The 20615-nt window shown below is 73.7% G+C and carries 14 protein-coding genes and 1 tRNA gene; 5 read left to right on the forward strand and 10 right to left on the reverse strand.

Annotated elements, in window-relative coordinates; all coding sequences use genetic code 11:
• Window positions 1-186: 186 nt before the first annotated feature.
• Genes AB0H82_RS06755 through AB0H82_RS06765 form a run of 3 tightly spaced genes read right to left on the reverse strand, consistent with a single transcriptional unit; the run spans window position 187 to window position 5545 of the window.
• On the reverse strand, window positions 187-2832 hold the full coding sequence (locus AB0H82_RS06755) for a glycosyltransferase family 4 protein (protein WP_362989561.1): 2646 nt from the start codon (window positions 2830-2832) through the stop codon (window positions 187-189).
• Complete coding sequence (locus tag AB0H82_RS06760) at window positions 2829-4757, reverse strand: hypothetical protein (protein WP_362989563.1); 1929 nt, start codon at window positions 4755-4757, stop codon at window positions 2829-2831. Before AB0H82_RS06760 ends, AB0H82_RS06755 begins: the two co-directional genes overlap by 4 nt.
• Entirely contained in the window at window positions 4754-5545 is a 792-nt protein-coding gene (locus tag AB0H82_RS06765; RefSeq protein ID WP_362989565.1) for a glycosyltransferase, read from the reverse strand. The genes AB0H82_RS06760 and AB0H82_RS06765 overlap by 4 nt, the downstream gene beginning before the upstream one ends.
• 319 nt (window positions 5546-5864) lie before the next feature.
• Between AB0H82_RS06765 and AB0H82_RS06770 the strand changes: the two genes are divergently transcribed.
• A complete protein-coding gene (locus AB0H82_RS06770) occupies window positions 5865-6812 on the forward strand; it encodes a hypothetical protein (protein WP_362989567.1) in 948 nt (315 codons plus the stop codon).
• A 66-nt stretch (window positions 6813-6878) separates the two neighbouring features.
• Here the strand turns inward: AB0H82_RS06770 and AB0H82_RS06775 are convergent.
• Window positions 6879-6952: transfer RNA gene (locus tag AB0H82_RS06775), tRNA-Pro, on the reverse strand.
• Window positions 6953-7059: 107 nt separating this feature from the next.
• Between AB0H82_RS06775 and AB0H82_RS06780 the strand changes: the two genes are divergently transcribed.
• Both AB0H82_RS06780 and AB0H82_RS06785 read left to right on the forward strand, forming a co-directional pair.
• Window positions 7060-7587, forward strand: a complete 528-nt coding sequence (locus tag AB0H82_RS06780; RefSeq protein ID WP_362989569.1) for a DUF309 domain-containing protein — start codon at window positions 7060-7062, stop codon at window positions 7585-7587.
• Window positions 7588-7661: 74 nt separating this feature from the next.
• A complete protein-coding gene (locus AB0H82_RS06785) occupies window positions 7662-9758 on the forward strand; it encodes a DHA2 family efflux MFS transporter permease subunit (protein ID WP_362989571.1) in 2097 nt (698 codons plus the stop codon).
• A 49-nt stretch (window positions 9759-9807) separates the two neighbouring features.
• Here the strand turns inward: AB0H82_RS06785 and AB0H82_RS06790 are convergent, their stop codons facing one another.
• The 3 genes from AB0H82_RS06790 to AB0H82_RS06800 all read right to left on the reverse strand — a co-directional run bounded on the left by AB0H82_RS06790 (window position 9808) and on the right by AB0H82_RS06800 (window position 14115).
• The gene (locus tag AB0H82_RS06790; protein WP_362989573.1) at window positions 9808-11325 is read right to left on the reverse strand and encodes a long-chain fatty acid--CoA ligase; all 1518 of its coding nucleotides are present in this window, start codon (window positions 11323-11325) and stop codon (window positions 9808-9810) included.
• A 997-nt stretch (window positions 11326-12322) separates the two neighbouring features.
• The gene (locus tag AB0H82_RS06795) at window positions 12323-13510 is read right to left on the reverse strand and encodes a thiolase family protein (RefSeq protein WP_362989574.1); all 1188 of its coding nucleotides are present in this window, start codon (window positions 13508-13510) and stop codon (window positions 12323-12325) included.
• A gap of 137 nt (window positions 13511-13647) precedes the next feature.
• On the reverse strand, window positions 13648-14115 hold the full coding sequence (locus AB0H82_RS06800; RefSeq protein WP_362989576.1) for a MarR family transcriptional regulator: 468 nt from the start codon (window positions 14113-14115) through the stop codon (window positions 13648-13650).
• A gap of 87 nt (window positions 14116-14202) precedes the next feature.
• Between AB0H82_RS06800 and gap the strand changes: the two genes are divergently transcribed.
• On the forward strand, window positions 14203-15207 hold the full coding sequence (gene gap / locus AB0H82_RS06805; RefSeq protein WP_362989578.1) for a type I glyceraldehyde-3-phosphate dehydrogenase: 1005 nt from the start codon (window positions 14203-14205) through the stop codon (window positions 15205-15207).
• Between the two features lie 16 nt (window positions 15208-15223).
• Here the strand turns inward: gap and AB0H82_RS06810 are convergent, their stop codons facing one another.
• Genes AB0H82_RS06810 through AB0H82_RS06820 form a run of 3 tightly spaced genes read right to left on the reverse strand, consistent with a single transcriptional unit; the run spans window position 15224 to window position 19316 of the window.
• Window positions 15224-16444: an FAD-dependent oxidoreductase gene (locus tag AB0H82_RS06810; RefSeq protein WP_362989580.1), complete on the reverse strand. Its 1221-nt coding sequence runs from the start codon at window positions 16442-16444 to the stop codon at window positions 15224-15226.
• Window positions 16441-17856, reverse strand: coding sequence for an FAD-dependent oxidoreductase (locus AB0H82_RS06815; protein ID WP_362989582.1), 1416 nt, complete (start codon window positions 17854-17856; stop codon window positions 16441-16443). The genes AB0H82_RS06810 and AB0H82_RS06815 overlap by 4 nt, the downstream gene beginning before the upstream one ends.
• A complete protein-coding gene (locus AB0H82_RS06820) occupies window positions 17856-19316 on the reverse strand; it encodes an FGGY family carbohydrate kinase (protein ID WP_362989584.1) in 1461 nt (486 codons plus the stop codon). Before AB0H82_RS06820 ends, AB0H82_RS06815 begins: the two co-directional genes overlap by 1 nt.
• Window positions 19317-19593: 277 nt before the next feature.
• On the opposite strand from AB0H82_RS06820, the gene AB0H82_RS06825 reads away from it, so the two are divergent.
• Entirely contained in the window at window positions 19594-20580 is a 987-nt protein-coding gene (locus AB0H82_RS06825) for a hypothetical protein (RefSeq protein ID WP_362989665.1), read from the forward strand.
• Window positions 20581-20615: the final 35 nt, after the last annotated feature.

Raw genomic sequence — 20615 nt, forward strand, 5'->3', positions numbered from 1 at the left:
GCACCCTCCGCCCAGAGCGTGCGCCGCGGGGTGCCGGGGCAAGCGGAAGTCCGTGTGGGTTTGGACAGGTTGACCAACCTTTGTCCCTCGCGGCGGCCGAACCGGCTGCGGGCGTGCGGCACTCGTCGCTCCGGACCGAACACGTACCGGCACTCCTGCCCGGAGGCCGGGCGGGGGCCGCCGCTGTCACCCACTCCGCGGCCACCGTCCGGGCTCGCCCGCCTCCATCGCCATCCGGTACTGCGCGAGTTGCTGTTCGGCGACGACGTCCCAGTCGAGATGGCGGACGGTGTCGGGGCCCGCGGTGCCGAGCGCGCGGCAGCGGGCGGGGTCGGCGGCGAGCTCCGCGAGCGCCCGGCCGTAGGCGGCGACGTCCCCGGCAGGGATCCGTACGCCCACCGTCTCCGTCACGAGGTCGCGCAGGCACGGCAGGTCGAAGGAGAGGACGGGGGTCGCGGCCGCCAGGGCCTCGGCGGCCACGATGCCGAACGTCTCGGAGCGGCTGGGCACGCACACCAGGCGGGCGGAGGCGAGCAGGTGGAAGCGTGCGTCGCCGTCGACCCGCCCGAGCCAGTGGAGCCGGTGGTCGACGCCGAGCCGTGCGGCCAGGGCGCGGGCCGCCTGCTCGTCCGGGCCGTCACCGGCGATCAGCAGGTCGGAGGTGAGGGCGGGGGCGGCTTGCGCGTAGGCGCGCAGGAGCAGGTCGAGTCCCTTGGACTTCGTCTCCAGGCGCCCCAGGTAGACCAGGTCTCGGCGGGGCGCCGAGCGGGACGGGACGAAGGCGGCCGGGGCGAGCCCGTTGGGCAGGACGACGACGTCGGCTGCGGGGTGGCGGCTTCGCAGCTCGGCGGCGAGGTGCCGGCCGACGGTGACCAGGCGGGTGTGGGAGCGCAGGCCGCGCCGTTCGACGAGGTGGAAGGGCAGCCGGTACCGGGCCGTCATCTCGGCGGCCGACAACCACTGCACCACTCCGATGACCGGGCGGCGGGTCAGGTAGGGGACGCAGACGCTGGAGAAGGGAGGGACGAAGTCCTCGACGACGAGGTCCGGGTCGGTGCGGCGCAGCAGCCAGGGCAGGCCGAGGGTGATCACGGGGAAGTAGGCCATTTGGTAGAGGAACCGGTGGCGGGCGAGGGGGCCGGGCCGGGGAGGCAGCGGCCGGTAGCGCACGCCGTCGCGCACCGAGGCGGCGCAGCCCGGCCAGGGCGCGCACACGACGGTGACCTCGACGCCCCGTGCGGCCAGTCGCCGGTTGACCTCGTGGGCGCGCAGTGCGGCCCCGCCCGCCCCGGGGGCGTGCGGGGCTTCGAAGCCGAGGTGGAGGATCCGCTGGGGCCCGCTGCGGCGGCGCCGGGGGCGGGCCGCCAGGAACGCGGCGAGCAGGGCCACGCCCGCCCCGGGCAGCCACACCCATGGGTGGGGGCGCAGCTGGTGCAACGCGAGGGCGGTGCCGACGGCGGCGGCCAAGGGGGCCGTCGCTCCCGCGGCAGGGCCGAGACCGGGGACCCGGCGGCGGGTCAGGGCGACGGACCCGGCCGCGGCGAGGCCGGTGCAGGCCGCCGCGCTCCAGGCCAGCGCCGGAGGGTGGGACGCGGTCAGGGTGGCGGCGCACGCCAGGGCCAGGCAGCCGCCCGTCAGGAGCAGGACGGCGGATCGTACGGGTGGCTCGGAGCGGAAGACGGTGGTGGTGACGGTGAGGGTGGCGCCCGCCAGGCCGGCGATGCCGAGCGGCAGCAGCAGGCCGGCCGCGTCGACGTACGTGCCGGGCAGGAGGAGGGCGAGGAGCTCGCCGGGGCAGGTGACCAGGACGGCGGTGAGCACCCCTGTGGTGATCCAGTGGGTGCGCAGCGCCTCCTTGAGCGCGGCACGGCCGGGGGCCGAGGTGGTGCCTTCCGCGACGAGGCGGGGGTAGAGGACGGTGGCCGTGGCCGTCGCCAGGTACAGCGGAACCCTGGCGATGACGGCCAGGGCCTGGTAGGGCGCCAGGGCGGCGTCGCCGTCCAGGACGGCCGTGGACAGCACCACGTCTCCCGTCAGCAGCAGGCAGAGCAGGACCTGGACCCCGGCGACCGAGCTCGTCCGGCGCCACAGTCCGGTCGGTGGCGCCGGACGGCGACGCGTCCGCTCACCGGCGGCCCGCGGTGCGCTCCGGCCCCGCATCCGGCTCCACGTCCGGGCCAGGGTCCAGGCTCTGGTCCAGGCCCGGAACACGCTCCGCGGCGCGTCGCGTCGGTACATCCCGGCGACCGCGCCCAGGGCACCGACTCCGGCGGCCACGGCCGTGGCGCCGACCACCCCGGCGGCTCCGCATCCGGCGCCGACCGCGGCCAGTGCGGCGCAGCACCGCACCGCGGTCTCCACCAGCTGCAGTCCGGCCAGTCGGCCGTAATGGCCGGTGCCTTGGAGGTATCCGGCACCGGCGGAGTTGCACCAGATGGCCGAAGAGGCGGCCGCCGTCGCGACGAGCAGGCCGGTTTCGGCGTACGGGGCGACGGCCGCGCACGCCGCGAGGGCGCATCCCGCCGCCAGGACGGTGGTCATGCGGAGGCAGGCACGGACGGCCGCGCGGCGCCGGGCGCTCCCTTCGGGGGTGGTCACCACTTCGCGGGCCAGGACGGCCGGGACGGTCGCGGTGGACAGGACACCGACGGTCAGCAGGACCGAGGAGGCGGCGGCGTGCACGGTGTACTGGCCGGCCGGAAGCAGCCGGACGAGCAGCAACGACAGCCCGTAGTGGCCGACACCGGCCACCACCGTGGAACCGGCCAACAGCATGGCCGAGCGCCCGGGCACGCCGTGCCGTACGCGGCCGGAGGACGCGGTGACGGTCATCGGCACCCCTCAGGGGCGGTGCCGGGCTTGTCGACAGGGGGTGGCGAGCAGGGCGGGGGCGTGGGCGACGCGGTCATGCCCCGGAGGTCGTACAGCTTCAACGCGCGGTTGCTGGGCCCGAGTTCGCGGTGCGCCAGCCGGGCCCGCCGCTCGACGGCCGCCAGGAGTCCGGGGGCGATGGCGGCGGAGCCCTGCGCGGCCACCTGGGTGTCGGACACCAGCAGATGGTCGACGCGGTGCCCGGCCAGATCCTCGGGGCCGCTCCACTTGGCCTTGACCGTACGGGGCAGGAGGAGGGTGGGCGTCTCCTCCGTGACGGCGACCCGTGCATCCGGTGGGAGGTGCCGTGCGGTCCAGGCGATGAGGCGTCGATAGGCGTCGTCCTGCCGGTTGTGCACCTGGGCCCAGGTCACGGTGTCGACGGTCAGGCCGGCGGCGAGGGCCAGGGCGGGCAGCACGGCGAGGGCAGCCGTGCGGCGACAGCCCGCGTTCGTTGCCCGGAGCCCTCCGCCGCGCGTCGGCAGGGCATCGGCGGTGACGGCGAGAGCGGCGGCTCCTGTGACGAGGGCGGGGTAGAACATCTGCTCCTCGCAGGTCCCCCACACCACGGCGTACAGCAGGGCGGGCAGGGCGAACGCCCCCCATACGGCGATCAGCGAGCGGCCGGGCAGGCCGGCGAAGAGCCACGGCCGGCGCCCGAGCTGCCACAGCAGCCGGCAGGTGGCGGCCGCGCCGAGGAGGATCAGGACGTACGAGACGCCGAGCTGGCCCGCGTTGGCCAGCAGTCGGTCGGTGAAGCCGGTGGTGGCTTCCGGGCGGTGGAATCCGGTGGTCTGCTTCAGTCCGACCACTCGGTGCAGCCCGTCGAGCTTCTGTGCCTGCCAGGCCGGCCACCCTCCGGTGGCGCAGATGGCGCCCACGTACGTGGCGTAGCCGGTGACGGCGACGGCTGCCGCGGTCAGCAGCGTCCGTCGGGCGACGCCGGTGGACAGCGTGGCGAGTGCCAGGACGGGCGCGACGGTGATCAGGACGTACCAGTCCTTGGTGGTGACGGACACGGCGAACAGCAGTCCGCCGGCGACGGCCCCGGCGCACCGCCCGCGGGGCGTGGCGGGTGTGTGGGCGAGCACGAGCATCCCGGCGGCCGCGGCGGCGGTGGCCTGGGTCTCCAGCATGACGCGGCTGTCGAAGCGGTTGAGGAAGGGGTCGACGGTCAGCAGCAGTCCGGCCGCCCAGGCGACTGCGGCCCGCCGCACGGTCCGGTGCAGCAGCGCGGTGACGCCGACCACCAGCAGCGCACCGGTGACGGCGATGACGGCACGCAGCGCCAGGACCGTCGGCAACGGGTCGTCGTGGCCCCCGGCGCACCGCAGGACGGCGGCCAGCACGGCGAAGAGGGCCGGGGGGTGCAGGGCGAACGGCTCCCCCTGGGACGTCAGCCCGTGACCGGCGGCGAGGTTGCGGGCGATGCCCGTGTAGTACAGCTCGTCGACGAACACGTCGTAGGACGTGTCCAGGGCGACGAGCCGCGCCCCCAGGGCCAGGGTGAACAACAGCCCGAGGGCGGCGGCCCGTCGGCTCCGCGCCGGCAGGAGGGCAGGGTGGCGCGGTGACTTCGGCGGAGGGTCGGCGGCGGGTCTGTAGCGGTCGAAGAGGTCGGTGCGGCGGGCCGGGCGCAGGACGGCGCTCTCGTTGCCGGGGTCGATACCGGCGCGGGCCAGGCGGTCCCTGGCTTCGTGCACGCCGCACCCGGTGAGCAGCAGGGTCGGCCCGCGGTCCCCCACGCCCACCAGGGCGGTGGGCCCCAGGAGGTGCGGGGCGGCTCCTTCGAGGGCCCCGCGGGGCAGGGTGACCAGCGTGACGTGGGCGTCGGTGCTGTCCGCCCTCTCGGAGCGGCCATCGGCGACGCCCTCGACCGGCCTCATCGCGTACGTGCCGGGGCCGGGCCGCTGTCGCCGGACGGGAGCGGCCTTCGGGCACCGGCTCCGTCCTTGCGGAGGCCGCGCACCGTCTCGTACACCCGCCGGAGTTCCGCGGCCGTCTGCCAGAGGTGGCGCACCGGGCGGAATGTGGAGCCGCTCCGGTCGTCCCAGGTGACCGGGAACTCGGCGATGCGCATCCCCGACGCCCTGGCCCGCGCGACGAGTTCGAGGTCGAAGACGAAACCGGGGGCGGTCAGGTCGCGGAAGAGGAAACGCGCGGCGTCGGCCGTGAAGAACTTGAAGCCGCACTGCGTGTCGGCGACGGGTCCGGCCAGCGGGCGGGACAGCAGCCGGAAGCCCGCCCCGCCCAGGCGGCGCAGGACGGGTTGCCGGGTGCGCACGTGTGCGCCGGGGCAGCGGCGGGACCCGACGGCCACGTCGAAGCCCTGGCGCAGCAGTGTCACGGCGTCGTCGAGGGCATCGGCGGATGTGGCGAGGTCCGCGTCGCAGAACCCCCGCCACGTCGCCCTGGACGTCAGCATGCCCCGGGCGACCGCGGCCCCTTTCCCCGGCCGGGAGCAGCCGGTGGCGGTCACCGCGATGCCCGACGAGGCCAGTCGGTCCACGCACTCCAGCGTCCGGTCGCTGCTGCCGTTGTCCACCACGCGCAACGCCCAGGTGAGGGGCAGGTTCCGCATGTGCCGGCTGAGGCTCTGCACGGTCGGCCCCAGCCGCTCCTCCTCGTTGCGGGCGGGGATGATGATCTCCAGGTCGAGCGAATGTCCGGCCACGCGCTCGGCAGCACCGGGTCGTCCGCCACCGACCGGCGCGTGGGGCCCCATGGTCCCTGGTGTCAGGAGGCCGACAGGTGGGCTCGGGAGCTGGTTCACGGCGAGGTGTCCTTCCGGGCGCGGGGGCTGGTGGTCCTGCTTGGAGCGTCCCTCCACCGGTCCCGGAAGCATCACGGTTCCCTGCCGTACAGGCCGATGTGGCCAGGGTTGTGCCGGAGACGGAATGTGGACGGGCCGGAGGACGCATCCCGTCGTTGAGGGGCGCGAGTCAGTCGTCGGCGGGATCCCCGCCCACTCGGCCCTCCGAAGGAGACACGGCATGCAGACCACAACATCCCGCGGGCCCGCCCGTGCGCGTACGGCGTCCGGCGCGAGCCGGTGGGCGGCCGCCGCCCTGGCCGTGGCCGCGCTCACCGGCGGTGCCCTGGCAGCCGTACCGGCGACGGCCGTGGCGCAGCCCGCGCAGGCACCCTCGATGCTCGCCGCTGAGCGGCCCCCGCAGGAGAACATCCCCGAGCTGGAGGCCGGCGGCGCCGAGCAGAAGGTGGTGTTCCCGCCGAACAACCGGCACTACGACCACCCGACCGAGCTGGTGGTCGAAGCCCCGCCGCACACGCGCATCACCCACATCAACCCCAACTGCCGCGGCATGCGGTGCCCGGTCACGATCTCGCCGGACGGCAAGACGGCACGGGTGCCGTTCGAAAGCCACAACCACGTCAACTCCCGCCCGTACGAGGTGTCCCTCCAGGCGGAGAACAGCGCTCCGCTGACGGGCGGCACGTTCCAGGGAAAGCTCACCGCGGACGGTGAGACGAAGGATCTGACGGTCCGGATCAGGCCGCGGCCGGTGGTGCAGGTCGAAGGGGTGACCGCGGCACCCGGTGGCTTGGCGGTGCCGAAGATCATCATCACCAACACCACCGGCGAGCGCATCGGTCAGCGCGACGTCACGCTCGCCCTGGGCCCGGGCGGCCTGCACTGGATGGGCTGGCAGAGCGTGTACACCCCGCGCAACGGTGGCACGGAGGAGTTCAAGTGCCGCATCGACCCCAATGACTCCGACAAGGCCCTGTGCAAGGACGTCAACCTCAACCTGGACCCCGGTGAGTCGATCGAACTGCGCACCATCGTGGGCACCTACAAGTCGCTCAAGCCGTGCGAGGTCCCGCGGGTCAACTTCTCCGTGGACCGTCTCGGAGCCGGGGACGCCAACTTCGTCATGAAGGACGAGAACGGCAACCCGCCCGTCTGCCCGGACCACTGACCGGCCGGCTCCCGAAAACGCGGTAGGGGCCGCCCGAAGGCGACCCCTACCTGCGACTCTTTCGAGTCGGGACGACAGGATTTGAACCTGCGACCCCTTGACCCCCAGTCAAGTGCGCTACCAAGCTGCGCCACGTCCCGTGGTGTTCGGCGCGGTGTCCCGCGTGATCACAGGTAGAACTCTACCCCACGTGGACGGGTGCTTCGTCCTCCGGTGACCGCCGTCAGGCACGCGCGACAATCGTCGTATGAGCTCTGCACCTGGACCGTACGGAAGTGGCCGCGAGCGGGACCGCGACGAGGAGGGGCGGGCCCGTAACCAGCGGCCTCGCGACGGGCTCGGGCGGCCGTTGCCCTATGGCACCGACGGGGTGCCCCGGCAGCCGGAGGGTGTCGTGCGCGCGCCCGAGGAGTCCGTGAGCGAGGCGCAGGCGCTGCTGGACGCGGGGCGTCCCTTCCACGCGCACGAGGTCTTCGAGGACGCCTGGAAGTCCGGGCCCGAGGCGGAGCGCGGCCTGTGGAAGGGGCTGGCCCAGCTCGCCGTCGGCCTCACCCACTCGGCGCGCGGCAACACCACGGGCGGGGCGCGCCTGCTGCTGCGCGGCGCCGCCGCCGTCTCCGACTGGAGCGCGCGGACCGGACAAGAGCGGCCGTACGGAATCGGTGTCGCCGAACTTGTCACCTGGGCGGAGGCGTTGGCCGGGCGGTTGGAGCGGGAGGGGGCCGCGGTGGACGCGGCGTCCCACGCGCCGCGGCTGCGCGGCGGGACGCCATAGGGGGCAAGGGGCCTCGTCACCGGACCGGCCTCGCCCCGCATGCACATGGCCGGGGGCGGTGTGAGGGTGGCTGTGTGACGACGACCACCGATCAGTCGGCTGCTTCCGCCTTCGTCGAGGCGCAGGCGCCGCCCGTGCTCGACCGGCGGCGCCGCAATGTCGTCTTCGTGACGATCATGCTGGGGATGCTGCTCGCCGCCCTCGACCAGACCATCGTCGGCACGGCGCTGCCGACGATCGTGTCGGATCTGGGCGGTGCGGAACACATGTCGTGGGTCGTCACGTCGTATCTGCTCGCGGAGACGGTCGCGACGGTCCTCGTCGGCAAGTTCGGTGACCTGTTCGGGCGCAAGGTCGTCTTCCAGGTGTCCGCGGTCATCTTCATCACCGGGTCGTTCCTGTGCGGTCTGTCGACCAACATGACGCTGCTGATCGCCTGGCGGGCGATGCAGGGCATCGGCGCGGGCGGCCTGATGGTCACCTCCATGGCGCTGATCGCCGACGTGATCCCGCTGCGGGAACGCGGCAAGTACCAAGGTGCGATCGGTGCCGTCTTCGGGGTGTCCACGGTCATCGGGCCACTGCTGGGCGGGCTCTTCACGGACCATCTGACGTGGCGCTGGGCGTTCTACGTCAACGTGCCCATCGCGATCGTCGTGGTCCTCGCGGCCGCCCGCACGATCCCCGTCGTGAAGTCGGCGGTGCGCCCCGTCATCGACTATCTGGGCATCGCTCTCGTCGCCGTCGGCGCGAGCGCGCTGATCCTGGCGACGAGTTGGGGTGGCAACCAGTACGCGTGGGGGTCGCCGACGATCATCGGGCTGTTCGTCGGCGGGCTGGTCGCGCTGGCGCTGTTCTGCGTCGTCGAGACACGGGCCGCCGAGCCGATGCTGCCGATGCGGCTCTTCGCCAACCCCGTCTTCACGGTCTGCTCGGTCCTCAGCTTCATCGTGGGCTTCGCGATGCTCGGCGCGATGACGTTCCTGCCGACCTACCTCCAGTACGTCGACGGCGACTCGGCCACCGTCTCGGGTGTGCGCACGCTGCCCATGGTCGTCGGGCTGCTCATCGCGTCCGTCTTCAGCGGCAACGTCGTCAGCAAGACCGGCACGTACCGCATCTTCCCGATCGTCGGCGCGCTGGTGATGGCGCTCGGGCTCTATCTGCTCTCGCTGATGGGGCGCACCACCAGTACGTGGCTGGAGTCGCTGTACATGTTCGTGCTCGGTACCGGTATCGGGCTGTGCATGCAGGTCCTGACGATCGCCGTGCAGAACACCGTCGCGTACACGGACCTGGGCACCGCCACGTCCGGCGTCACCTTCTTCCGTACGCTGGGCAGCTCGTTCGGCACGGCCGTGTTCGGCACCATCTACGCCAACACCCTCGCGCCGAACCTGAAGGACGGGGTCGCCGAGGCTGCGCGGGCCGGCGCTGACCCGGCCGTGGTCGGCAAGGCGGCGCAGAGCCCGGGCGGGCTGCACGAACTGCCCGCGGCCAGCGCCGAGCCCATCATCGAGGCGTACGCGGACACCCTGCAGACGGTCTTCCTGTGGACCGTCCCGGTGGCGCTCCTCGGATTCCTGGTGGCGCTCTTCCTCAAGCAGGTGCAGTTGCGCGACAGCGCGCGCATGGGCGCCCCGGACATGGGCGAGGGCTTCGCGCAGCCGACCAGCGGCGACTCCGGACACCTGCTGGAGCGGGGCGTCGCCAACATCATCCGGAATGTCGGCATGACCACCGCCCGCGGCATCATCCGGGACTCCGACACCCGCCTGGACATCGCGGGCGCCTGGGCGGTCATGCAGGTCTCCCTGTTCACCCGGATGGTCGGGCACGCCAGCCTGGGGCTGATCGCGGCCCGGCGCAGGATCCCGCCCGAGGTCCTGGTGCCCGTCTTCGACCGCATGGTCGAGGAGGGCTATCTGACCCGTACGGACGTGTACTTCTCGCTCACGCCCGCCGGGGAGCGCGAGGCCGAGGTCATCTCCAGGGCGTGGTCCGCCTGGCTGGGCGAGGAGATCACGAAGGACATCGGCCGACCGCCGGACAAGGAGCTCACCGCGGCGGTCGACGCGATCGCCAAGCGGCTGCTCGCGGAGGACCTGGAGCACGGGCTCTCACCCGAGACGACGGGCGCCACGGCGGGCGCCACGGCCGGCGCACACTGAGGGACCGGAGGACCGGACCCGCGGCTCCTGCGGGATCGTCGGGGAGTTCCTACGCGCTGTAGTGCGCCCTCAGTTCCCGCTTGAGGACCTTCATGCTGGGGCCGAGGGGGAGCTCGTCGATGAACTCCACGAGGCGCGGGTACTTGTGGCGGCCCAGGTGGTCCTTGGACCACTCGATGATCGCCGCCGCCTCGCCGGGCGTGGCGTCGGCCGCCGCGACGACGACGGCGCAGATCTCCTCGCCGTGCACGGGGTCGGGCAGTCCGATCACGGCGGTCTGGGCGACGGCGGGGTGCCGCATCAGGACCTCTTCGACCTCGCGCGGGTAGACGTTGAAGCCGCCGCGGATGATGACGTCCTTCTTGCGGTCGACGATGGTCAAGAAGCCGTCGGCGTCCTTGGTGCCCAGGTCGCCGCTGCGGAACCAGCCGTCGACCAGGGCCTCGGCGGTCGCCTCGGGGCGCCCCAGGTAGCCGGAGAAGACGTTGTGGCCGCGGATGACGACCTCGCCGAGTTCGCCGGTGGGCAGCAGTTCGACGCGGTCGTCGAGGTCGGCGCGGGCGATCTCCACGTCGATGCCCCACAGCGGGTGGCCGATGCTGCCGGGCTTCGTACCGAAGTCGGGCTGGTTGACGGACGCGGTCGGGGAGGTCTCGGAGAGCCCGTATCCCTCGTAGACGGGGGTGCCGAAGGCCTTCTCGAAGCGTTCGAGGACGGCGACGGGCAGCGAGGCGCCGCCCGAGATGCAGATCCGCAGCCGGGGCAGCCGCTCGGCGGCCTCGGCTGCGGCGACCAGGCCCACGTACATGGTGGGGACGCCGTGGAAGGTGTTGACGCCCTCCGCGACCATCAGCTCGATGGCCCGCGCCGCGTCGAAGCGGGGCAGCAGGACGAGGGTGGCGCCCGCCCGCCACGTCGAGTTCATGGAGACGGTCTGGCCGAAGGCGTGGAAGAGCGGGAGCGCGCCGAGAGCGGTGTCGTCGGGGCGGATGTCGTTGGCGTCGAAGGCGTTGACCGTCGCGTTCATCACCAGGTTGAAGTGGCTGAGCACGGCGCCCTTGGGGACGCCCGTGGTGCCGCTGGTGTAGAAGACGACGGCCGGGTCGTCGGCGTCTCGTGTCGCGTACGTGGCGAGGGGCTCGGTGGCGCGGGCCAGGCTCTCCAGCTCACCCTCGGCGCCGAGCCGCAGCATCCGCACGCCGGTGGCCTCGGCGGCCGGCCCGCCCGTCCCGGCCTGCGCGGGGTGACAGAGGAGCAGGGTCGCGCCGCTGTCCCGCAGGACGTGCTCGACCTCCTCCGCGGAGAGCAGCAGATGAACGGGGACGACGACTCCGCCGGCCGCGAGGACGGCGTAGTACGCCTTCGGGAACTCGGCGGTGTTCGGCGCCATCAGCGCCACGCGGTCCCCCGGCCGCACACCGAGCTCCGCGAGAGCCGCACCCTGGGCGCGGGCCTCGCGCCACAACTCCTGGAAGGTGAACCGCTGTTCGCCCTCCACGAGGGCGATGCGGTCCGGGTGGCGGCGGGCAGGCTCGGCGAGGATCGCGGCGAGGGAGAGCGTGGCCATGAGGAAGGATGCTCCGTTTCCGTGGGGCTTGCGTGAGTCTTTCGGGGGCTGACGTGGGTCTTTCGGGGGGGGACTTTTTTGGGGGGCTCGGTGAGTCTTTCAGGGGGTGGTGGGACTTTTGGAGGGCTGGCGGTGAGCTTTCGTGGGGCTGGCGGCGGGTCCTTCGGGGCGGGCTGGCGGTGAGTCTTTCGTAGAGCCTTGCAGTGAGTCGGCGGGGAGTCGGGTCGGCTTCTCGACGGCGGTGTAAGGGGTTGCGTCTGCGTAGGTAGAGGGCGGCGGCTGGCTGGGGGTTGGGTCGTGTCTCGCCCGGGGCAGGTCGTGCCCCCGACAGGGGATTGGGCCCGCCTCGCCGGGGGTGTGCATCGTGCCCCGACGAGGGGTGGGCCGCGCCTCGCGCGAGGGGATGCCCTACCCCGCCGGAGGGCCGTACCGCGCCGGAGGGGCCATGCCCCGCCCGAGGGGTCGTACCCCGCCGGAGGGGCCACGCCCCGCCCGAGGGGTCGTACCCCGCCGGAGGGGCCACGCCCCGCCCGAGGGGTCGTACCCCGCCGGAGGGGCCACGCCCCGCCCGAGGGGTCGTACCCCGCGGGGGACCGCGCCCCGCCCGGGGGGGGGCGTACCCCGCCGGGGGGCGTACCCCGCCCGAGGGGTCCCCGCTGGGGGGCCGCGCCCCGCTGGAGGGCGTGACTCGCCGGTGGGGTCGTGCCCCGCCGGAGGTCGTGCCCCGCCGGAGGGGTCGTGCCCCGCCGGAGGTCGTGCCCCGCCGGAGGGGTCGTGCCCCGCCCGAGGGGCCGTACCCCGCCGGGAGGCCGCGCCCCGCCGGAGGGCCGTACCCCGCTGGGGGGCCGCGCCCCGCCCGAGGGTTCGGGTCATGTCCGAGGGTGGGCACGCCCCGGGCGGGTCAAGCCCCGCGGTAGCGGCACGGCACGCACCCGCTGCCCTTCCCCACTCCGCCCCTCCCCCGCGCCTCCCGCGACGCCGACGCACGCGCGTCAGGTCAGTCGCGCTCGACCAGGAGCGCGCTGCCCTGCCCCACGCCCACGCACATCGTGGCGAGGCCGCGTGTGGCGCCGGTGCGGCGCATTCTGTGCAGCAGGGTGGTGAGGATGCGGGCGCCGGAGCAGCCGAGCGGGTGGCCCAGTGCGATGGCCCCGCCGGAGGGGTTGACCAGCTCCGGGTCGATGCCTAGGGCGTCGACGCAGGCGAGTGCCTGGGCCGCGAACGCCTCGTTGAACTCCGCCTCCTGGAGGTCGGCGATGTCCCAGCCGACGCGGGCCAGCACCTTCCGCGTCGCGGGGACGGGGCCGATGCCCATGACGTCGGGGTGGACGCCGGCCGAGGCCCCGGCCGCGTACCGCCCGAGGGATTCGAGGCCGAGGTCGTTGAGCGCCTCCTCGCTGACGAGGAGCAGTCCGGCGGCGCCGTCGTTCATCGGCGACGCGTTGCCCGCGGTGACGGTGCCGTCCTTGCGGAAGACCGGTCGCAGGCCGCTGAGCTTCTCGTACGAGGTGTCCTCGCGCACGCATTCGTCCGCGTCGACGACGACGCCGTCCGGGCGCGTGACGGGGAGGAGTTCGTCGTCGAAGTGGCCGTTCTTGCGGGCGGCGGCCGCGCGCTGGTGGCTGCGGAGCGCGAACTCGTCCTGGCGTTCGCGCGGGACGCCGTAACGCTCGGCGACCTCCTCCGCGGTCTCGCCCATCGCGAGGACCCCGTGCAGGTCCTTCATCCGCTTGTTCGTGAGGCGCCAGCCGAGGCGGGTGTCGGCGGTCTCCATGCGGTGCGGCAGCGCCTCGTCGGGGCGGGGCAGCACGAAGGGCGCGCGGCTCATCGACTCGGAGCCGCCCGCGAGGACGATGTCGGCCTCGCCCGCGGCGACGGTGCGCGCGGCGGTCGTGACGGCTTCGAGGCCCGAGGCGCACAGCCGGTTCACGGTCGCGCCGGGCACGGACTCGGGGAGCCCCGCGAGGAGGGCGGCCATCCTCGCGACGTTGCGGTTGTCCTCGCCCGCCTGGTTGGCGGCACCCCAATAGATGTCGTCGATCCGGGCGGGGTCCAGCTGGGGGAGGTCGGCGAGGAGTCCCCTCACGACGCCCGCTGCGAGGTCGTCGGGGCGGACGGAGGAGAGGGCGCCGCGGAGTTTGCCGATGGGGGTGCGGCGGGCGGCGGCGAAGTGGACGGTGCGCACGATACGGCTCCGGATCGTTCTGCGAGGTCTCGCTGCGTAAATTAGCGCTGCTAGTTTTGGAGTCTATGCGCGAGACGGGGCCATGGGAAGGGTGTCCTGGGCCTCACCAGGACACCCGGCGCCGACCCGAGGGTGCCCTACGCCTCGCCCCGCCCCAGTTCCGCCAGGCGCGCCAGGGCGGGCAGGGCCGCCGCCACGGCCGTGCGCTGCTCCGGGGTCAAGCGATCCACGAGCGGCGCGAGATGGCGCGTGCGGTCCTCGTGGCGGGAGCGGCCGATCCGGCGGCCCTTCTCGGTGAGGTGGACGAGGACGGCGCGCCCGTCGGTCGGGTCCGGGCGGCGCTCCACCAGGCCGTCGCGCTCCAGGCGGGTGACCAGCTGGGTGATGCCGGGCTGGCTGACCTGCTCGGTCTTCGCCAGCTCGGTCAACCGCCTGGGGCCGCCCCCGAACGCGAGGGTGTCAAGCACCGACAGCGTCGTGAACGGCAGCTTCTCCAGCACCGGGAGGCGGATGTAGAAGCGGTTGAAGTTCTCGATCGCCGCGGTGAACGCCTCCACGTCCAGCTCGCCGTTGCGGTTGTCGTCGCCCTGATCGTCGCCGTGCATGTCCGCCACCCTGAATTACATTGCTCACTTATGTAAGCTGCTTATATTGTTCTCGATCGCGCTTCGGCAGCGCAAGGAGAGAGTTCCATGACTGTTCGTATCGGCATCAACGGCTTCGGGCGAATCGGCCGCAACGTCTTCCGGGCGGCGGCGGCACGGGACGCCGACCTGGAGATCGTGGCGGTCAACGATCTGGGCGACGTGCCGACCATGGCGCATCTGCTGGCCTACGACTCGGTCCTCGGCCGCTTCCCCGGCGAGGTCACCGCCGAGCCGGGGGCGATCCGCGTCGGCGACCGGACCGTCCAGGTGTTCGCCGAACGCGACCCCGCCGGCCTGCCCTGGGGAGAGCTCGGCGTGGACGTGGTCATCGAGGCGACCGGCGTCTTCACCGACGCCGGCCGGGCCCGCGCGCACGTCGAGGGCGGCGCGAAGAAGGTCATCATCGCGGCCCCCGCAAGCGGCGAGGACGTCACGATCGTGCTCGGCGTGAACGACGACGCCTACGACCCCGAGCGGCACACGATCATCTCCAACGCCTCGTGCACCACCAACTGCCTGGGCGTCCTGGCGAAGGTGCTGCACGACGCCGTGGGCATCGACTCCGGAATGATGACCACCGTCCACGCCTACACCCAGGACCAGAACCTCCAGGACGCCCCGCACAAGGACCTGCGCCGCGCCCGCGCCGCGGGCCTGAACATCATCCCGACCTCCAGCGGCGCCGCCAAGGCCATCGGTCTCGTCCTGCCCGAACTCGCCGGCCGCCTCGACGCGTTCGCGCTGCGGGTCCCCGTCCCCACCGGTTCGGTCACCGACCTCACCGTCACCACCCGACGGTCCACGAGCGTCGAGGAGATCAAGGAGGCGTACGCGGCGGCGGCCGCGGGACCGTACAAGGGAGTGCTGTCCTACACCGAGGCCCCCATCGTGAGCACCGACATCGTCAGTGACCCCGCGTCCTGCGTCTTCGACGCCGGGCTCACCCGCGTCACGGGGCCGCAGGTCAAGGTCGTCGGCTGGTACGACAACGAATGGGGTTACTCCAACCGCCTCATCGACCTCGCCCGGCTGGTCGGCGCCTCCCTGTAGCGGACAGGAACCGCTATCAACCGAGGGCGACCCGGACCGCGCCGCCCCGCACGTCCACCCCCGCCGTCCAGCTCCCGGAGACACGGAACGGCCGGTTCGGGACGGCCGGGCGGCGCGGGCGGACACGGTGCAGGGTTCTGCCGTCCTGGGTGATGACGAGGGCGGGGCGCGGGACGAACTCCGTGGTGCGGAGCGTGAATTCAGCCGTCGGCTCGTCCGGGCAGAGCCGGTTCGGGGCGATCCAGGCGAGCGGGGCCGCGACCCGCAGCGGCACCGACGCCGAGGGCCAGTCCCCGTCGGAGAGGTAGCGCCGCACGGCCGCGGCCGCCAGGGCCCCCTCGCGCGCCACCACGCGCGCCGGCTCGGCGGCGTGCAGCACGTTGCCCACCGCGAAGACGCCTCGCTCGTCCGTGCGGAAGGCGCTGTCGACCGCGGGGCCCCGCGTGCCGGGGTCGAGCAACAGGCCGCCGCGCCGGGCCAGTTCGTGGTCGGGGACGAAGTCACCGGTGAAGACGACCGTGTCGCAGGGGACGTGTGCCGTCCTGCCGTCCCGGTGCCGCAGCCTGACCCCCGACAGGCGGCCGCGGCCGAGGAGTTCGGCCACGGTGGCGTCCGTGAGCAGCGGCACGCCGCGGCGCAGCCGTGCGTCGAGGGCGCGGGCGGGTGGCGCCTGGTGGCGGGGGTGTTCGGTGACCTGGGCGGTGACGGAGACACCGGCCCGCCGCAGCGTGTCCAGGGCCGTGAAACTCACCGGTTCCGCGCCGACCACGACGGCCCGCGTGCCGATCCGCTGCCGGTGGAGGTGGACGGCCCGCTGCAGCTCGCCGGTGGTGTAGACCCCGGCGGGTCGCGTCCCCGGCACCAGGCGTGCGGCGCGCGGCCGCTCCCGGGCGCCCGTGGCGAGGACGACCGCGCGGGCGGTGATCCGCTCCAGGCCCCGGGGGCTCGTGGTGTCCAGGGTGAGCGGTGCCGCCCAGGACGTGACGGTGACGCCGGTCCGCAGGACCGCGCCGGTGCCCACGGCCGCGGCCACGCACCGCTCCGCGTACTGCGGTCCCGACATCCCGAGGCGTCCGAAGCCCCCGTGCAGGCAGTGCCGCGGGGCCCCGCCCGCCTGCCGCTCGCGGTCCACCACCTCGACCTCGCCGACGCCCGCCGCGGCAAGGCCGACCGCCGTGGCGAGCCCCGCCGGTCCGGCGCCGACGACCAGCACGTCGACGATGCGCTCGCGCCTCATCCGGTATCCAACTCCGCACCCCGTTCGTAGAGTTCCCGCACCTCGGCACCGCAGTAGAAGCCCTGGCAGCGGCCGCCCCGCGCCCGGGTGCGCCGCCGCAGGCCGTCCAGTGAGCCGGGCGGCACCGTGGCCGCGAGGGCGTCCCGGATCTCGCCGCGCGTCACCCGTTCACAGTGGCAGACCACGTCGCCGTACGCGGGATCGGCGGCGATGAGGTCGGCGCGCCGATAGGGGCGCGGGAAGGCCTCGCCGAGGTTCGGCATGCGGACGGGCGGCAGATCGCGGGGGTCGGCGAGCTCCAGGCCTGTGGCGGCGAGGAGTTCGGTGGCGTGGGCCGCGATGGCCAGGGACGCGGTGAGGCCGGTGGAGCGGATGCCGCCGACGGTGACGTAGCGCTGTTCCTTGTGGGCACTGATGCGGTAGTCGTCGTGTTCGGTGGCGGCGCGCAGCCCGGCGTAGACCGCGGTGACCTCCTCGTCGAGCAGCTCCGGGAGGATCCGGCGGCCCTTCTCGCGCAGCGCGGCGACGCCGTCGGCCGTCGACCCGGTCGCCGTCCTGTCGTCCAACTCCTCGGCGGTGGGCCCCAGAAGGACATTGCCGTACACGGTCGGCGCCACGAGGACGCCCTTGCCGAGCGCCGTGGGAACGGGCAGCAGGATGTGCCGCACCAGGTCGCGGGCGAGCTTGTCGAAGACGAGGAGCTGGCCGCGGCGCGGGGTGACGGTGAAGTCGTCGTGGCCGAGCAGCCGGTCGACGGTGTCGGCGTGCAGGCCGGCGGCGTTGACGAGCCAGCGGGTCCGCACGGGGCCGCGGCTCGTGGTCAGGAGATGCGTGTCGCCGGTCGTAACGGCCCTCTGCAACCGGCAGTTGAGGAGCAGGTCGACGCCCGCGCGCACGGCCTGGGTGGCGTAGGCGAGGGTGGTGGTCCAGGGGCAGATGATGCTCTCGCCGGGGACGTCGAGTGCGCCGAGGGCGCCGGGGCCGAGGTGCGGCTCACGCGCCCGTACCTCGGCGGGCCCGATGATCCGTGCCGCGTCGTAGCCGTTGCGCTCCGCCTTCTGCAACAGGCCCGGCAGTGCCGCCAGTTGGTCGGCGTCCCAGGCGACGAGGAGTGCGCCGACCGGCTCGACGGGGATGCCGGACTCGGCGGCGTACGCGGCGAGCAGCCGTCGGCCCTCGCGGACCAGGCGGGCCTCCAGGGATCCGGGCACCGCGTCGAAGCCGGTGTGCAGGATCGCCGTGTTCGCCTTCGACGTGCCCTCGCCGACGTCGTTCGATGCCTCCACCAGGGCGATGCGCAGGCCGGGGTGGCGGGCCAGTTCGCGGGCGACGGCCGAGCCGACGACTCCCGCGCCGACGACGGTCACGTCGTACGTCACGTCGGGCGGCGTGCCGCGCCTGGTCAGCGCCATCAGGGCGTACGTTCCAGGAGTGCCGTCACCGCCGCGCCGAAGCCCGCCAGGCGCTCGGCGGCCCGGTCCGCGTCGATCCGCGGCTCGTAGACGGCGGCGGGCCGCCACTCCGGGACGACATCGGCGACGGTGAGCGCGGGATCGAGGCCGATGCGGGCGACGGCGGCCGCGCCGAGGGCCGTGACGTCGGGCAACGCCGATACCTCGACGGGGAGTTGCAGCAGGTCGGCCTGGGTCTGCATGAGCAGGGCCGAGCGGGTGAGACCGCCGTCGACCCGCAGGCTCGTCAGGGGCTGCCCCAGGTCGGCGGCGACGGCGTCGGCGAGCGAGACGACCTGGGCGGCGATGCCCTCGCAGAGGGCGCGCACCACGTGGCCCGCGGTGGTGTCGAGGCCGAGCCCGGTCAGCGATCCACGCAGGTCGCCGCGCCACCAGGGGGCCGCGAGACCGGCGAGCGCCGGTACGAAGGTGACGCCCCCGGCGTCCGGGACGGCGGAACCCACGGGGTCGATGTCCTCGGCGCCCGCGATCACGCCGAGGTCGGTGAGCCAGCGGACGGCGGACGCGGCCGTGTAGACCTGCCCGTCGAGGCAGTAGCTGCTGCGGCCCGCGAGCCGCCAGGCGACACAGCTGACGAGGCCCGAGCTGCCGCGCCGTGGCCGCGCCCCGGTCTGGGCGAGGAGGAACGCCCCTGTTCCGTAGGTGCACTTGGCGCTGCCCGGGGCGGTCACGTCCTGGGCGAGGAGCGCGGCCTGCTGGTCGACGAGGAGGCCGGTGAGGGGGAGTTCGGGGCCGAACGCGGTGGTCGTGCCGACCTGGCCCGCCGCGTCGACGACGCGGGGCAGCCGCTCGTCGCCGAGGCCGTAGAGCTCCAGGGCGCGCGGTGACCAGGCGACGGTGTCGAGGTCGAGGAGCTGGGTGCGGCCCGCCGTCGCGGCGTCCGTGACACAGGCGCCGGTGAGGCGGTGGACGAGCCAGGCGTCGCTGGTCGTGACCATGCCGCGCCGGGTCAGGTGGCGGCGTATCCACGCCATCTTGGGGGCGGCGAAGTACGGATCGAGGGGCAGGCCGGTGAGGGCCCGCAACTCATCGGCGCGGTCGGCGAGTTCGGCGCAGACCGTCTCCGCGCGGCGGTCCTGCCAGACGAGGGCGTCGGTGAGGGGACGTCCGGTTTCCGGGTCCCAGGCGAGGACGGTCTCGCCCTGGTTGGCGAGGCCGACGGCGGCGACCGGTTCGCCCGCGTCCGCCAGTGCAGCGCGGCCCGCATCGACGACGGACGAGAACAGTTCGGCGGGATCGACCTCCACCAGGCCGCCGGGCAGGAAGCGGGGGCGCACCGGCGCCGCGCCCGATCCGATCACGCCGCGCTCCGGGCAGACGACGAGGGCCTTCGTCCCGGAGGTGCCCTGGTCCACGGCGAGCACGGGGCGCTGCGCCGGGGGCCGCTGATAGGTGATCACCGCGGGAAGACTGCTACAGCGGCCCGGAGGGCGTCAAGGGATCGCGATGACGGATGACGGTGACAGATGACGTCCGCCAAATGTGCGCTCGGCGCGCCGTGTTGACAGAACGGGGTCATAAAAGATCGGTGAAGTGCCCTGGAACCGGAAGGCCCGGATCTACACTGTCCGCCGAGCCCCACCCGTCACCTCCCGTCCACGCCGTCAACTCCCGCAGCGAACAACCCCGTTAATCGATCAACCTCCGCCCTCTTCCCCCAACAGAGGTCTCATGCCCATGCCGTTAGGCCGCCCGGTGTACCACCCGGCAGGCCACGACGAAGCGTTGCGCGCGGTGCTCCAGGACCTCAGGACCGGCCGCTGGGTCTCCACGCGCAACCTGCTGACCGAGACACCCGACTGGGGGCTGTGGACACAGCGCACGCAGATCCTCGGGGCCGCCGTCGCCGGGTCCGACGTGGTGCGGACCTGGCGCGCCGAGGAACCGCGCAGCGCGTCGGCCGCCGTGCTGCACACCCGCGTCCTGGTGGAGCGGGCCCTGCGCGCCCACCGCACGGGGCACCGCAGGACCAACGACCTGTGGCGCGAGGCGGTCGCGGCGTGCGCCGACGCCTCGGCCATGTCGCCCGAGGACCCCGTGCCGTGGATCTGCCTGCTCGCCCTGGCCCAGCTGGACGTGGGGCAGCGCTGGGACGAGCACCGGATGGCCCCTCCGGAGCCGATGCTCTTCCCCGGCCCGTGGCAGCTCCTCGCCGAGGCCGACAAGCGGGACCCGGGCAACCGCGAGGCGTACCACCGGATGCTGCAGTTCGTGTACGGACGCCGCGCGGAAGGCCCGCTCACCGAGGCGTACAACTTCGTGCAGTGGGCGTCGGCCGCCGCGCCCGCGGGCTCCGCGCTGCACCTGCTGCCGCTGTACGTGCGGGTCGAGCGGTACCGCAGGGAGGCCGGGCAGGAGCAGGCCCTCGATCTGCACTGGATTTCCGAGGACGCCACACGCGCCGCGCTCCTCGCGCTGCAGCTGTGGTTCGACCACGCGGCGCCCGCCACGACCTCCCTCCTCGACCTGAACCACCTGGCGCACGCGCTGTGGGGCGCCCACCAGTTCCACGACGCGTCACGGGTGTTCCAGGCCCTCGACCCCTTCTACACGACCGTGCCGTGGGCGTACCGCACCCACTCCCCCGGCGACGCGGACGCCGCCGCCGAGATCTTCGTCCAGGCCCGCACCCGCTGCTTCAGCGCCTCCCGCGGCCCCGGTTAGCCCCACGGGCCCGCCGACGGACCCACCCCCCTTCC

This window comes from Streptomyces sp. NPDC050732 (assembly GCF_040654255.1).
GTDB lineage: Bacteria > Actinomycetota > Actinomycetes > Streptomycetales > Streptomycetaceae > Streptomyces.

What these genes read in the sequence shown, in the direction of transcription:
- AB0H82_RS06755 (WP_362989561.1), bottom strand. Translation starts at nt 2,832, where the DNA reads ATGACCGTCACCGCGTCCTCCGGCCGCGTACGGCACGGCGTGCCCGGG.
- AB0H82_RS06760 (WP_362989563.1), bottom strand. Translation starts at nt 4,757, where the DNA reads ATGAGGCCGGTCGAGGGCGTCGCCGATGGCCGCTCCGAGAGGGCGGAC.
- AB0H82_RS06770 (WP_362989567.1), top strand. Translation starts at nt 5,865, where the DNA reads ATGCAGACCACAACATCCCGCGGGCCCGCCCGTGCGCGTACGGCGTCC.
- AB0H82_RS06780 (WP_362989569.1), top strand. Translation starts at nt 7,060, where the DNA reads ATGAGCTCTGCACCTGGACCGTACGGAAGTGGCCGCGAGCGGGACCGC.
- AB0H82_RS06790 (WP_362989573.1), bottom strand. Translation starts at nt 11,325, where the DNA reads ATGGCCACGCTCTCCCTCGCCGCGATCCTCGCCGAGCCTGCCCGCCGC.
- AB0H82_RS06800 (WP_362989576.1), bottom strand. Translation starts at nt 14,115, where the DNA reads ATGCACGGCGACGATCAGGGCGACGACAACCGCAACGGCGAGCTGGAC.
- gap (WP_362989578.1), top strand. Translation starts at nt 14,203, where the DNA reads ATGACTGTTCGTATCGGCATCAACGGCTTCGGGCGAATCGGCCGCAAC.
- AB0H82_RS06810 (WP_362989580.1), bottom strand. Translation starts at nt 16,444, where the DNA reads ATGAGGCGCGAGCGCATCGTCGACGTGCTGGTCGTCGGCGCCGGACCG.
- AB0H82_RS06815 (WP_362989582.1), bottom strand. Translation starts at nt 17,856, where the DNA reads ATGGCGCTGACCAGGCGCGGCACGCCGCCCGACGTGACGTACGACGTG.
- AB0H82_RS06825 (WP_362989665.1), top strand. Translation starts at nt 19,594, where the DNA reads ATGCCGTTAGGCCGCCCGGTGTACCACCCGGCAGGCCACGACGAAGCG.